The organism is Rubritalea marina DSM 17716 (genome assembly GCF_000378105.1).
In the GTDB taxonomy this organism is placed as follows: Bacteria; Verrucomicrobiota; Verrucomicrobiia; order Verrucomicrobiales; family Akkermansiaceae; genus Rubritalea; species Rubritalea marina.
In genome coordinates this window covers 167,936-181,616 of sequence record NZ_KB899249.1, presented here as the reverse complement: position 1 = coordinate 181,616, position 13,681 = coordinate 167,936, and the positions used below count along the sequence as shown (strand labels likewise).

General features: G+C 50.3%; 11 protein-coding genes. 3 read left to right on the top strand and 8 right to left on the bottom strand.

Annotation, left to right across the window (positions count from 1 at the left end):
* Window positions 1-24: 24 nt before the first annotated feature.
* The gene (locus F454_RS0103525) at window positions 25-711 is read right to left on the bottom strand and encodes a PEP-CTERM sorting domain-containing protein (RefSeq protein WP_018969242.1); all 687 of its coding nucleotides are present in this window, start codon (window positions 709-711) and stop codon (window positions 25-27) included.
* Window positions 712-1,254: 543 nt separating this feature from the next.
* Here F454_RS0103525 and F454_RS0103520 point away from each other — a divergent pair.
* Both F454_RS0103520 and F454_RS0103515 read left to right on the top strand, forming a co-directional pair.
* A complete protein-coding gene (locus F454_RS0103520) occupies window positions 1,255-2,982 on the top strand; it encodes a sensor histidine kinase (protein ID WP_205618980.1) in 1,728 nt (575 codons plus the stop codon).
* Window positions 2,972-3,622, top strand: coding sequence for a response regulator (locus tag F454_RS0103515; protein WP_018969240.1), 651 nt, complete (start codon window positions 2,972-2,974; stop codon window positions 3,620-3,622). The genes F454_RS0103520 and F454_RS0103515 overlap by 11 nt, the downstream gene beginning before the upstream one ends.
* Window positions 3,623-3,650: 28 nt before the next feature.
* Here F454_RS0103515 and mutL read toward each other — a convergent pair whose 3' ends face one another.
* Window positions 3,651-5,522 (bottom strand): DNA mismatch repair endonuclease MutL, encoded by a 1,872-nt coding sequence (mutL, locus tag F454_RS0103510; RefSeq protein ID WP_018969239.1) that lies wholly within the window; start codon window positions 5,520-5,522, stop codon window positions 3,651-3,653.
* Window positions 5,523-5,580: 58 nt separating this feature from the next.
* Between mutL and alr the strand changes: the two genes are divergently transcribed.
* Complete coding sequence (alr, locus tag F454_RS0103505; RefSeq protein ID WP_018969238.1) at window positions 5,581-6,699, top strand: alanine racemase; 1,119 nt, start codon at window positions 5,581-5,583, stop codon at window positions 6,697-6,699.
* Between the two features lie 9 nt (window positions 6,700-6,708).
* On the opposite strand, the gene F454_RS0103500 is transcribed toward alr, so the two are convergent.
* The 6 genes from F454_RS0103500 to F454_RS0103475 form a co-directional block, all read right to left on the bottom strand.
* A complete protein-coding gene (locus tag F454_RS0103500; RefSeq protein ID WP_156817112.1) occupies window positions 6,709-8,127 on the bottom strand; it encodes a hypothetical protein in 1,419 nt (472 codons plus the stop codon).
* A complete protein-coding gene (locus tag F454_RS0103495; protein ID WP_018969236.1) occupies window positions 8,072-8,752 on the bottom strand; it encodes a hypothetical protein in 681 nt (226 codons plus the stop codon). Before F454_RS0103495 ends, F454_RS0103500 begins: the two co-directional genes overlap by 56 nt.
* 61 nt (window positions 8,753-8,813) lie before the next feature.
* On the bottom strand, window positions 8,814-9,800 hold the full coding sequence (locus tag F454_RS0103490; protein ID WP_018969235.1) for a hypothetical protein: 987 nt from the start codon (window positions 9,798-9,800) through the stop codon (window positions 8,814-8,816).
* Between the two features lie 97 nt (window positions 9,801-9,897).
* Complete coding sequence (locus F454_RS0103485) at window positions 9,898-12,564, bottom strand: valine--tRNA ligase (protein WP_018969234.1); 2,667 nt, start codon at window positions 12,562-12,564, stop codon at window positions 9,898-9,900.
* A gap of 119 nt (window positions 12,565-12,683) precedes the next feature.
* Complete coding sequence (locus F454_RS15505) at window positions 12,684-13,160, bottom strand: arsenate reductase/protein-tyrosine-phosphatase family protein (protein WP_018969233.1); 477 nt, start codon at window positions 13,158-13,160, stop codon at window positions 12,684-12,686.
* A 132-nt stretch (window positions 13,161-13,292) separates the two neighbouring features.
* Window positions 13,293-13,610, bottom strand: a complete 318-nt coding sequence (locus F454_RS0103475) for an HU family DNA-binding protein (RefSeq protein WP_026292679.1) — start codon at window positions 13,608-13,610, stop codon at window positions 13,293-13,295.
* Window positions 13,611-13,681: the final 71 nt, after the last annotated feature.

Below are 13,681 nucleotides of genomic sequence, written 5' to 3'. Positions count from 1 at the left end.
TTTAGCTATGAATAATCAGCTAGCTTAACGACGACGACGCAGACCAAAGGTGAGACCACCTACTGCAATCAAAGAAGCGGAGCTTGGCTCTGGCACTGCTGCGACTGCGGCACCACTAAGCGAGAAGTTATCATACTCAGCAAAGGCTCCCCCCTCATCGAGGTTATCCATAGAAACAGTCACACGGTAATCACCTGCGACAAGAGACTCACTGCTGAGATCAAATGTTTGCGTGAGCAACCTTGCACCACTGGTGTAATCCACCTGCATCTTCTCATCAGAATATGAGTACACTGTGCCGTTGATTCCATTGATGGAGATAGTCAAATCGGACATATACGCCTGATCAAGACCCTGACCATTCACATGACCAGTATCGACAACCAAACTGGTGAGGTCGTAGCCAGCGCTGAGGCTAAAATCGAACGAGAAACCCTGTGGGCTCACACCACTCAGATTACCACTAGTGGAAATCACATTGGTAAGATCAACCGCAGCAGCTGGATTACCAACATTACGGAAGCCGTCACCTACTGCAGCAATGGTACCACTATTCAACTCAGTAACATTGGCATCAGTCGTCCATGTCACACTCGTTGAGGTGCCCGTATGATCACCAGTGAAATCACTGCTAATCAAAGTCACTGCTTGAGCACCACTCACTAGGAGAGCACTAATCGCACAACTTGTTATAAGGATATTTTTTTTCATATTTCGCTATCTTATTCCCTCCCGAGTAAATTCTTAGGGGTTCTGAATCTTCACAACTTCTCGAATATTTTTCAATACGGTCAAACAACCGTATCCCTTGGCTTTGTAGCATGCAGCTAGTACCGAAGAGCTCGAGATGAGTGGTAGATCCCTGTCATTCATACTCCACTAACAGCATCACTCCAATACGGCCAAATAGCCGTATCCATGAACTTAATTAAGGAGTTGTCTCCCCCTACTTCTTGGATTTACTCTGTATCAATGCAGCGAAAATCGAAATGGATGGTCTATCTTATCGCCTGCGTATTCATTGCCCTTCTAGCGCTCCTTTTTCGCATCGCACCTTTTTCACCATTCAAGCTTTCGAGCACAGCGCTGAAGGCCCAGATTGATAGCAATCAGGCAACGTTAGATTCACTCCCAAAAACTGTCCAATCCATGGCTCCGTGGACGATTGGGATGGGCTACAAATCTTTGAAAGCAGAGAGGAAAGTTCACTTTGAAGTCCTTCACCCCCCTGCGCAGATTGACAGTATTGTGTTGATGCCATTGACTCACAGTGATGACCACAGCGAGTCTCACCCCTTCGGATTCCCTCAACGTTTCAAAATCGAGTGTGTTGATTCATCCGGAGAGGCTCACATCGTTGCAGACTTCAGCAAGGAAGATTACCCTATCCACGGTATTGAACCGCAAATCTTTGAATGCTCTCGCCCACTCTTCAGCACCCGCGTCCGAATCACCATTTATAAATTCCCCAAGAACCCGATTTGGTGGGAGACACCTTACTTTACCGGGCTCTCAGAACTTTATGTCTTCAGTGGTCCTCAGAATATCGCATTAAATGCTCCGGTGAAGACCTATGAAGGCAATTTAGTGCGATTTGGATACACCTACCAACCACATTGCTTAGTTGATGGTTTTAGTTTTTTCTCACCACTCGATTGGGACATTTCAAGCTCCTATGACGGCTTCCTCACTGGAGCCAAAGAAACCACCTTACTCTACGACCTAGGCTCTGAAAAAACGGTAGATGAATTTCGCATTTGGCCGGTGGCCATCGGGCTTCAGGAGAACTTCCCCCTAGCCAATGGCACGAGTTTCCCCCGCAGGATTATCATCGAGCGGCTCGAGCATCCAGGCTCCATTGAAGGCAGCCTGATCTACGACAGTCAAAGCAAGCTGCCTCGCCCGGGGAACACACCATTGATGAAGGCACTCCCTACTAGTACCGGGCGCTTCTACCGTCTCACAGTCAGTGATCCACTTCAGGACTTCCGTATTTCTAATATGCAAAGGCAGAGGACCGCCATTGCTGAGTTCCAACTTCTTGGAATGGGACAAGTCCATCAACCGGAAGCCCTACCTCGTATCCTCAGCAGTACTGGCGAACCTCACGGATCTGGCACCTATGAGCTCACCGAAAAACTCTCAGATGGGAGGGTGCCCGAAGGCAGAATCCTGCCTCTCAAACAATGGCTCAAAGACTTCGCCACACGCGCAGCACTAGAACGAAAGACCCTGCAACTACAGGACAAGCTCTCACTCTCGATCGCACGTGAACGCGCACAACTTCAGTTTTTTGGTGTCACTTGCTTGGGGGCGGTAGCCTTGCTCGTTCTCTTGCTATGGATCGTTCGCCTATCCGCCCAGCAACGGGAATTCACCATGCGCGAGCAAATTTCCGCAGATCTTCACGATGAAGTCGGAGCCAACCTAACATCCATCGCCCACACCACACAGCTTCTTGGTGAGACTCTCACCGAGCCCAGTAAAATCCAAAGCGACCTTCTAAGTCGTGCCGATAATGTCGCACGTAGCACCGCAAAGGAGACTCGAAATTTCATTCAATTTCTACAGACCAATAAGGAAGGAAGCACCCTAGAAGAGACGATCCCAGTGATGGCCGCTAATATTCTCGGTCACATCCACTTCGATTACAAACAGAGCGATCTCCGTAGGTTAGACCGCGCCGTACCCAACCAAAAATGGCACCTATTTTTGTTCATCAAAGAAGCACTACACAATGCCTACAAACACGCGCATGCGCAGCGAGTAAGTCTCTCAGTATCACGAGTGTCCCACGGACAACTCTTGATGAATATCCAAGATGACGGCATTGGATTCTCAGCTAGTCAAACCCAGCCTCGCACCCTCAGCCACCGAGCAAAACGTCTTGGAGGAACCTTCAACGTCCAAAGTAACCCCCAACAAGGGACCACGGTTTCCTTGAGCATCCACTCCACACCACGCGACCACCATGAGCGATAAAGACATCCAGATCACCATCGTCGAAGACAACCTCAATTACATCCAATCCCTGAGGGACCTGATCAGCATGAGCCCAAAGCTCGAATGCTTGAGTATTCACGAGAATGCGGAATCTTGCCTTGAAGCTCTCCAACAAGGGGCGCTGGTGAGCACCGACATCTTCCTGTTGGATCTTAAGCTACCAAACATGGGAGGACTCAGCCTCGTACCGGTCATTCGCAACGAACTTCCCGATGCTAAAATACTCGTTCTCACCCAAGAAAGTGACTACCAAACCGCACTCGAAGCCATCCGACTGGGCGTCTCGGGCTATCTACTTAAAGAGGCGCACATCGCAGACATCCGACGTGGCATTCAAGAAACCATCGATGGCGGTTGCCTGATCGACCCTCAACTCTCCAAGCTCATTCTCGACACTCTCGACGGCGATGCAGACCCAGACCCAGAAGGCGCACTTAGTAAACGTGAATCAGAGGTATTGAAACTCATGTCGATGGGATATGTGAAAAAAGAAGTGGCCCACCAACTAGGACTCAGTGAGCGCACAGTCGCCTACTACACCGAACGCATTTATCAGAAACTTCAGGTTCCCAACATCACAGCGGCTGTCGCCTCTGCGATACGGAAAAACCTCATCTAAGCTCTCTAGCGAACAATTAGCTAGATCACTAGGAAAACTTGCGCTCGAGTTCATTCATCGAGAGATGCACCAGAGTTGGCTTACCCTCAGGCGTGCAGTATGGGAGATCGCAGGCCATCAATTGCTCTAATAAGGGCTCCGCCTCACCAAGCTTACACTCCGTCCATTGCGCTCCACGTTTGGCCAACCCCTCAGCAAATTGCTCGAATGCGAGCGACTTGCCACGCTTGGCTCCGATCGTTTCAATCAATTCGTCAATGAACTCGGTGATGAAACCGCGGACTTCCCTGCCCTGGAGGATGCTCGGCACGCTTGTGATCTGCACGGTTTGACCGCCAAAGGGCTCAATGTCCAAACCAGCTTCCTGAAAATTCTCCAAGTTGCTCATCACCACATCCAAATCACCCGCATCTAATTCAATAAGCTCGGGGACCAACAATCCCTGGCTAGCAACTTGTGGCCCATCACCCTCAAGAAAGGCTTCATAAATCACACGCGCCTGCGCAGCCTTAGGATCCATTAAGACCAGCCCATCCTCTCCTTGCAGCAGAACATAACGGTCGTGCAAGGAACCAATGACCTCAAAGCGAGGCAGCTCCTGCTTGGGATCCTCTAACTGAAGGTCCTTGGTCTGCGCCTCAGAAGTCACCCGCAACTCAGCGGCTGGAGCCAGCTTCATGGGTTTCCCTATTGCCGTTGTCTGAGCGGATGCCACCGATGATGGACTGAGCGTTTCTTGCGGGCTAGCCAGTGCTACAGTAGACTCGCCAGATGTCGCCTCCACACGCAAGGTGGAATCTGTAAATGGTTTTCTCACAGGAGCCACGTCGCCAGTCTTTCTGGAGACGATGGCTGGCTGGCCACGTGTAAGTGTCGGCGCCGCCTCTGCCTGATCAAGCGCAGCCTCTACAGCAGTGAACACCAATTGACGCACCTCAAGTGGACGGTGAAACCGTACCTCCTTCTTAGCTGGGTGCACATTCACATCGACCCATTGTGGTTTCATGCTTAACCACAGCCAGGCAGATGGATTCAGCCCCTCAGCGAGGCGCCCCTTGTAGGCGTCCTTCAGTGCACGACTGATCGCAGGGTCCTCAATCGGCCGACCATTCAAAAATATATACTGTTGGCGTTTGCCTTTTCGGGCAAATTCAGCAGGTAGAACATAGCCATGGACTTGCATACCATGTTGCTCATGCCCATCCACCTCAAGCAACTTGCGCCCCATCTCCTGCCCCACCAAAGCAGCAATACGCATGCGTTTGTCAACGGTAGCAGGCACATCAAACACCTGGCGACCATCTTTACGGTAGGTGAAGCGAATCGATGGCCACGCAAGTGCGTGCAGCCTCACCTGATGCTCAACATGCGCGCTTTCTGTAGATTCGGTGCGCATGAATTTACGCCGCGCGGGAACATTAAAAAACAGGTTGCGGATTTCGAAGATTGTCCCCGCCTGCATCCCAGTCACGCGTACATCCTTCACCACCCCGCCATCGACAAACACCTCAGTCCCTTCGATCGCCTCATGCTCTCGTGTGCAGAGGCGGAACTTGGATACTGAGGCGATACTCGGAACAGCCTCACCACGGAAGCCCATGGTGGCGATTGATGAAAGCTGAGATGCCTCTTTGAGCTTACTCGTAGCATGGCGCTCCAGACACATCAGAGCATCGTCTTTCCCCATGCCGGATCCATCGTCGGTGATCTTGATTAAGTTGGCCCCTCCTTTGGCGATCTCAACCTCAATCGACTGAGCTGCAGCATCAATCGCATTTTCCACCATTTCTTTGACCACGCTGGCTGGGCGCTCCACAACCTCACCCGCTGCCACTTGGCTTGCCAAAATGTCTGGTAATACCGCAATCTTCTGCATCCCCAAGAGCATGCCACTAGCCATCCTGAACTCAACTCAGAACTTTCAAAATTCTCGCTTTCCAGATCGATAGGATTAGCGAATGATGGAACGCGTGACCATTGCCACGCACGCAGCACCCCACAGGACTTGGGCTGAAATCGACCTCACTGCCCTCGAGCAAAACCTTGCCTTTCTCCAAGCACATCAACCGGCACCTCTCACCATGGCCATCCTGAAAGCCAACGCCTATGGTCATGGAATCGAGGAACTTGCAAACTTCCTTGATCATCTTGGGCTCGCATACTTTGGTGTCGCCAGTGTGATTGAAGCCCGACAGCTCAGCGCGCTAGACGTTCAGACACCGATCTATCTACTCGGGCCTACCTTTCCAGGTGAACGTGATGAGATCATCGATCAACGTTGGGTTCCGTGTCTCTCGTCTATCGAGGAAGCCCATGATTTTGAGCTCAGAAATACGGGAAAGCCAGCACTCGAAGCCCACATCGTACTGGACACAGGCATGGGTCGCGGTGGCATTCTACCAACACAGCTCCCTACTTTAGTGGACTTCCTCGAACATTCCTGCCCGCATCTGAAGCTCGTGGGTATCGGTTCCCATCTCCCCAGCGCGGATGAAGACCCAGAGTTCACCATCAATCAAATTGCTCGTTTCGATGAAGCGGTAGCTCCATACAAGCACTTACCTTTTATTCACATTGCAAACTCCGCAGGACTGCTCGCATATCATTCCACCCACGCGAACCTCGTGAGACCGGGCCTCATGCTCTATGGTGCCTCGCCATTAGCAGAGTTCCAATCCAAGCTCAAACCAGTAATGACACTGAAGTCACACGTTTCTATCGTCCGCACTTTACCAGCAGGTCACAGCGTCTCCTATGGTCGTGATGTGTTGCTCCAGCGCGACACTCAGGTCGCCACGATCGGTGCTGGCTACGGTGACGGCTACCCTCGTTCCCTGTCAAATCAAGGCGCTGAGGTACTCATACGCGGCACGAGGTGCCCCGTATTGGGGCGCGTCACAATGGACCAAATCATGGTTGATGTTACTGACCTTGAACATGTCGAAGCTGGTGATGAGGTCGAGCTTTTTGGCCCCCATATTTTAGTTACAGAAATTGCAAAAAAAGCAGGCACAATCGCTTGGGAAATCTTTACTGGAATCAGCCCACGCGTGACCCGCGTGCATCGATGGCACTGAGCGCGAATTCTATCGCACCATCAATGCTTGCACACGATCAAGATACACATCGATGTCTTCATCTTTGCTCTCCTCGCGCTCGGCTTTAAGTTGATCTTTGAGCTTCATGTAGCCTGAGAAATCTCCGGTCACCTGCCGAGCCCGTGTGATCTGAAACCAATCCAGATAATCTCGGCACCGCAGGTCAGCCGCTAGCATTTGGTCACGCTCCTTCTGCAAATTCATTAACTTTGTATCAATCTCATCGGCTCGATACCCAGTGATATCGTCAGCAACTGTAAGGTATCCATAAATCACAGGGCGGTAGACTGGGTGAGAGCGATTGGAGAGCTGCATCAGTTTGGCCACCATCGCATTCACAGACTGACGAACACCCACTTCCTCCATTGCGTACACCCGTTGAAATTCACTCAATGGAATCATCACCGTATGACCTTCTTCCCCCCCCATCAATAAGGTCAAAGCTTGAGCCAAGTTCTTCTCGGTCTCAGCCATACTGAAGGTGTCTATCATCTTGGGAGCCGCCATAATAGCTAGCTGCAAGCTCCACACTTTTTCAATCGCATTCGCCCCCACTGCCATATCTGGGAAGTGCTTTCTTAGTAAGATATCCACTTCCCCTTCAAAAGTGACCACATCTTGTAGAAATTCAGAGAGTGCCGTAGGTCCAGCATCTTGGCTGAGCAGACTAAGGACTAAAGCACAAGAAGATGCACGATACAGGCTGCGCTTCACCGAATCTAAGGATCGCGCTTCGGCTTTGCTCAACGTGAAAACAGCCTCGAGTGGTAACACTTCTGGATTGGCCATCAAATGTTCGTAGATGCGACGATTTGTAGAATCAGACTTCCACTTGATCACCTCATCCAGTCCGATCACGAGCCAATGCGGCACCTCGACATGCTGACCAGCTTCCAATGATTGCAGCCCCTCAAGGCCACGCCTAAATAATGAAGACTCGGTGATCCCCAACGCAACCTCCTCGCGATCGACCTGCGACCGCACATCAACAATCGTTTCGATCACAATCTCAGAACCTTCAAAAGATGACACACGAGTCATCACCCTGTCAGCTCCATCACGCGCGGTTCCACGCTCGAAAAGCTCAATAAATATCGGGCGCTCTCCCTCGTAATCAGGTGATTCCTCTAATAGTTGTCGAAGTTCACGTAACCTGACACTGGCTAAACTCGAAACGGACATCCGCATCGGGTTACTACGACCCCTGACAATCAAGCCCATCGCACCATCATTGGAAACCCGGCGCTGGGCATCATCTTTGATTTGCTCGACCCGGCGATCATCAGCAACTTGCCCAATGGCAATAGAGCCAAAGGCCAAACTCGCCAAGATATTACGTACCCATTGCATCTTATTGCTGAGCTGACGCGGTCTCGCTGAGTCTTGGATCCAAATCAATTTGCCCATCACTTACCTTTACCTTCGCCATATCATGGAAACCCAAATCGATTTCCTGCACCAAAGAATCAGCTAAGGCGTCGAAGCTTGGCTTCACAATCGAAACCAAGAGGCCAGGCAGCTGAGCCTGCCCCAAATGGCCACCAGGAAACTCCACCACGGTGACATCAATCCCCTCGGCAGTCGCTTCGCTAAAGACTTTCATCGTCATGGAACAGGTGTGCACGATCGGCAAGGCTGAAACACGCTTGCTTCCATCGTCACGTGCATTGCCAGGAAGATCGAACTCACGCTCAATCGTCAGATCGATTTCTCCATCTTTTAGGTCAGCTCGGATGTCAGTGATCGTGACAAATTCACCCACCAAAGAGGAATGGCCTATCTGCATATGCTGCTTCAAGTATTGGTTCAGCTCAGCTTCAGTGATGGTGATCGTGTAATCCTTCTCGAGCGATGACTCCATGCGCTTCACCAAATCCACAGTAGCAGCCTCTTCAGTTGCCTGGGTCAACTCATCCACTGCCACGGTGCGTGGAATCCATGCCAATGCAACCTGAACACCTAAGGTGCCCAAAGATGTCAGTACCACAATGTAGACAAGAATCTTAATAATAGAAGCTCCAGATCGTTTCATTGAAGACAAAGCCTAGCAGCACATACTCTCAAATCAAGCGGCGAACTCAGAACTCTACCGCCTACTCTTTGACACGCACAGCTGTCCCGCAGTAGATGCAACGGAACCACTTGAAACGCATCAAGTGAATCGCCGTAGGGATGCGGTGCCCGAATACTGGGCTGAAATGCGCACGCTTGTGCTTTGCACATCGCTTTGTCACATACTGGCGCTGACGGCACACAGGGCAATTACTGTGGCGCACAATCGTGAACTGCAAACAAATGGCGATGAACAACAAAGCCGGACACAGCAAGGCATAGTAATAATCACTCCAAAAGAAGGCGTAAACCACGGGGAAAATAGATACAACACTGAGGATCAAGACCAAGATAAAGGCCGATGTACCCTGCATCATGCGATCTGCATTCCGGTGCAACACACCTCGAATGAATTTAGGAGAACTAGGGCTAATTCCCTCATTCCGATCAGAAGTACTCATGGTCCGCGCCGTATGGTGCGGCTCAATCTCTTCTTGTTCTAGTATCTCTTCTAGCTTCCGGGTGGCTCGAAACTCACGCTCAGTCGATGGCTTACGGTGCGGGGACACTTCAGTAATAGCAACCTTAGAGACAACCGCAGTCGATGGGTTGAACGCCATTGTGGGACCCGTCGGCGCAGATGGTGTCACCTCTTTAGAAAAGTCTGCAGACTCTTTACTAGAGTCTAAAACTCGGTCCACAGCCTGAGCACCTTCAAGCTGCGTATGCTCTACCTCTAGAACCTGAGCCTCTGGTAAATGCTCTTTATCAACCTGCAAGGAGTTCAAGTATTCGTCACTGAGATATTGAGCCAGCACATGATCACTATCTCTAATCTCGGAACGCGCTCGCATGTCCTTCAACATCAAAACAATCTCACTCGCATCTGGCACTTCTTGCCAAATCTTCAGATCATCATTTGCCGAAACAAATTGATCGCGAAGCACCTCCTCAGATAGATCATCGATGAGCCGATCCAAATCGAAGCCTGTATGCTCTAATACACGCTGGATGTCTTCTTGTTTCAATTCACACGATGTCACTACACTCTCTAGGGTTATCCAAGATTAGATAGCCATCGAGAGCTAGGACTAGCAAGCATTTAATGTGTTAGGGCAGAAATTCTTAAGCCAATGCGCCACGCATCGTTCTCAGCTGTTCGAGCTTCCCTTCCCATTCCAAGAGACGTTCTTTTTCTTTCGCTACCACCTCAGGCTTTGCTCGTTCGACAAAATTTGGATTGTTCAATTTTTTACCCGCTTTTTCCACCTCTTTCTCTACCTTTTCGATTTCTTTATCGAGGCGAGCCTTCTCAGCATCTAGATCGATGAGGCCATCCAATGGCATGTAGACTTCACCAAATCCAGTAACAGCAGCTGGAGTCCCTTGTGGAGCCTCATAAGAAGCTTCTAATGCAATACCTTTACCTCCAACGAGAGTGAGCAGCACATCGCATTCTGCCGCGACCCAATCAGCGACTGGTTTAACCACAAACTTCACATCCTTGCTAGCAGCAAGGTTGTACTCGGATTTCAAGTTACGCAACTTTCCTGCGGTTTCATAAAGCGCATGAGCAACATCCTGCGATTGAGCCACGAGCTCTGTATCAAGAGCATCCAGTACCGGTGTCGTCTCGATCGCCTTGTTCATCAAAAAGTCGCCCTCAGTGAGGTAGCCCATTTTGGATGACAATTCCTCAGTGATGTGCGGCATGAATGGATGAAGGTAAGCAAGGTAACGGCTCATCACAAGATCGATCACTCCCAGAGTCTTTTGCTTCGCAGCAGCGTCATCTGAGCGGAAGTCGAGCTTGGCAGCCTCCAAGAACTTGTCACAGTATTCAGTCCAGAAAAACTCATAGAGATGTTGTGTGAGGTCGTTGAATCGGTACTTACTGTAGGCCACTTCGAGGTCGGCACCTAGCTTGTCTAGTTTCGCTAGGATATCGATAGAATAACTCGGAAGCGAAGCATCGACTACCAGCGTGGAACCATCGCTTTCCTGCATCTGACGGAAGCGACAAGCATTGTAGATCTTGTTGGCAAAGTTACGCCCTTCTTCGACCTGTGATTCATCGAACTTCACATCTGCCCCGACTGGAGCAATTCGCATCAGACCAAAGCGAAGCCCATCAGCTCCATACTTGTCCATGAGGTCAATCGGGTCTGGAGAGTTCCCCAAGGACTTGCTCATCTTGCGTCCTTTCAGGTCACGAATGATGGAGGTGAAGAACACATTCTTGAATGGTAATTGCCCCTCAAAACGGTATCCAGCCATGATCATTCGTGCCACCCAGAAAAAGATAATGTCGGGACCAGTGACGAGGTCTCCAGTGGGGTAGAACTTCTTCTTAGTTTCACCAGCCATTGTAGCAAATGGCCACAACCACGAACTGAACCATGTGTCCATAACGTCCTCGTCGCGCTCCCACTCACCATTACTTGGCGCTTCAGTCCCCACATAGATATCACCAGATTCAAGATCGGCAAGATCGAGGCTCTCCTTCTCACGGAGAGCAAATGCTTTTTCCTTCCTGTACCACACTGGGATTTGGTGCCCCCACCAAAGCTGGCGAGAAATACACCAATCCTGAAGGTTCCCCATCCAGTGAGCGTATGTTTTCTGCCAACGTTCAGGGCGGAAGGTAATCTCACCATTCGCTACCGCGTCAGTAGCCTCTTCAATCGCAGGGTACTTCAAGAACCACTGCATCGAGATACGCGGCTCGATCACCACATCAGCACGCTCAGAAAACCCCACGTTGTTCTCGTACTCCTCTACCTTGATCAACAAGCCTTTTTCTTCAAGCATCTCAGCGGCCTTGCGGCGCGCTTCAAAACGATCGAGTCCGTCGAGTGCGGGCACATCTGGGCAATTGATACGACCATCCGGATGGAGCACATCAATGATCTCGAGGTCGTGGCGTTGGCCAATCTCAAAGTCAGCCTTATCGTGAGCTGGAGTAATTTTAAGGCACCCTGTACCAAAGTCCACATCCACGTGGTCATCCGCAATCACTGGAATGTCCGCCTCCGGAAATGGTCGGCGCACTTTTTTACCAACAAGATGCTTAAAGCGTTCGTCGCTCGGGTTCACCGCCACAGCGATGTCACCCATGAGAGTCTCTGGGCGGGTGGTAGAAATCTCGAGATACTTGCCCGGCTCATCAACGAGCGCGTACTTCATGAAATAGAGCTTCGATTGCTTTGGTTTCATGATCACTTCCTCATCAGAAAGAGCAGTAAGCGAGACTGGACACCAGTTCACCATACGCTTGCCTCGATAGATGTGACCTTCTTTAAATAGGTCTACAAATACTTGAGAAACTTGCTGAGAATAGTCTTCATCCATCGTGAATCGCTCACGATCCCAGTCGCAGGAACAACCAAGGCGCTTGAGCTGTTTGATGATGATGCCACCGTGCTTGTCTTTCCAATCCCACACGCGTTTGAGGAACTCCTCACGCCCTAATTCACGGCGCGTCGTGCCCTCTTCCTCACGCACTTGCTTCTCAACCTTCGTTTGAGTAGCGATACCAGCGTGATCCGTACCAGGCAGCCAGAGAACCTCTTTGCCCTGCTGGCGTGCACGACGAGCCAAAATATCTTGAATGGAATTGTTGAGTACGTGACCAAGGTGCAAAATCCCTGTCACATTGGGTGGCGGGATCACAATCGAATAGGCATCCTTGCTAGACGACGGGTCCGCATGGAAACATTTGTTATCTATCCATTGTTGATACCAACTTTTCTCAACTTCCTGTGGTTCGTATGCTTTTGGCAGCTCTGACATAGCGAGCTGGAAATGCCAGACTACGCAACATTTGTAAAGCTAAGTGTCACCCGCAAAGCAACATTTCCGTCAAAAACGGTAATGGTTCAAGAGCTGGTAATCAGAGATATACGGCGCGCTTAGATTTCTCCATCCACGATATTCGCGACCAAGGCTGGTATAGCATGCTCGAAAACCTCACCTACCTGCTCATAAGCTCGGCGCCCCATCCCAATCGGGTCTGGAACATCGAGCCCCACTTGCCCATCAATTTCCAAAAAATCGCACACTAAATAATACTTCCTTTGGTATTCCGGGAATTGTCCCGCCAACATTGCAAGGTGCGCTCCAGTCATGGCGAAGACATGTGTTGCCGACTCGAGCATTGCCTTATTCACCGAGCGGCTTCGAAAGTCTTCAATGGAGGAGTCACGGCGAGCCAATTCATCTGCAGTCTCTGGGCTAATGCGATCTCCATCATAAGCTGCGACTCCAGCAGACCCCAAGGAATCTATGCCAGCTGTATCAGCAGTAAGCTTACGAAAAATACCCTCAGCCATCGGGCTGCGGCATGTATTCCCAGTACAGACGAAAAGAATGCGCTTTGAGTCGCTCATGTCCGCACCTTCACAGCTACCAACACATCTTGCAAGAATCATTATCCACCTCCTAATCGCAAAAAAGCGCCTGACCAATGAAGGCCAGACGCTTGTATAAACTTGCTATGCTGTTCGGTATGCTCAGTCCAATTAGACTTGTTCTTCTTGCAAGGAAGGAAGGATGCGAGCCACTTTCTCTTTCATCTCTTTCCCTGGCTTGAACTTCACCACTGCGCGTGGTGGGATTGGCACATCCTTGGATGGATCCTTAGGATTGCGGCCAATCTTGCCCTTCACTTCGCGAACCTGAAACGCTCCAAAATTACGCATCACTACAGAATTGCCTTTAGCTAATTCTTCGGTGATTGAATCGAGGGTGCCCTGCACCACTGCAAATACTTCCTGCTGAGTCAAACCAGTTTCGTTGCTCAACTTCATAACGAGATCGCGCTTCGTAATTGTAACCATTGTTTTTACGTGGGTAATGTGAATTTTTAGTTGGGGTTGCTTGGCAGCGATGGAGACCACAACTTGAACTA

Bases quoted from the DNA above. Each gene is read 5' to 3' on its own strand.
- F454_RS0103495 (WP_018969236.1), bottom strand. From the start codon at position 8,752: ATGAAACGATCTGGAGCTTCTATTATTAAGATTCTTGTCTACATTGTG.
- mutL (WP_018969239.1), bottom strand. From the start codon at position 5,522: ATGGCTAGTGGCATGCTCTTGGGGATGCAGAAGATTGCGGTATTACCA.
- F454_RS0103485 (WP_018969234.1), bottom strand. From the start codon at position 12,564: ATGTCAGAGCTGCCAAAAGCATACGAACCACAGGAAGTTGAGAAAAGT.
- F454_RS0103515 (WP_018969240.1), top strand. From the start codon at position 2,972: ATGAGCGATAAAGACATCCAGATCACCATCGTCGAAGACAACCTCAAT.
- F454_RS0103475 (WP_026292679.1), bottom strand. From the start codon at position 13,610: ATGGTTACAATTACGAAGCGCGATCTCGTTATGAAGTTGAGCAACGAA.
- F454_RS15505 (WP_018969233.1), bottom strand. From the start codon at position 13,160: ATGAGCGACTCAAAGCGCATTCTTTTCGTCTGTACTGGGAATACATGC.
- F454_RS0103525 (WP_018969242.1), bottom strand. From the start codon at position 711: ATGAAAAAAAATATCCTTATAACAAGTTGTGCGATTAGTGCTCTCCTA.
- alr (WP_018969238.1), top strand. From the start codon at position 5,581: ATGATGGAACGCGTGACCATTGCCACGCACGCAGCACCCCACAGGACT.
- F454_RS0103520 (WP_205618980.1), top strand. From the start codon at position 1,255: ATGCCATTGACTCACAGTGATGACCACAGCGAGTCTCACCCCTTCGGA.
- F454_RS0103500 (WP_156817112.1), bottom strand. From the start codon at position 8,127: ATGGGCAAATTGATTTGGATCCAAGACTCAGCGAGACCGCGTCAGCTC.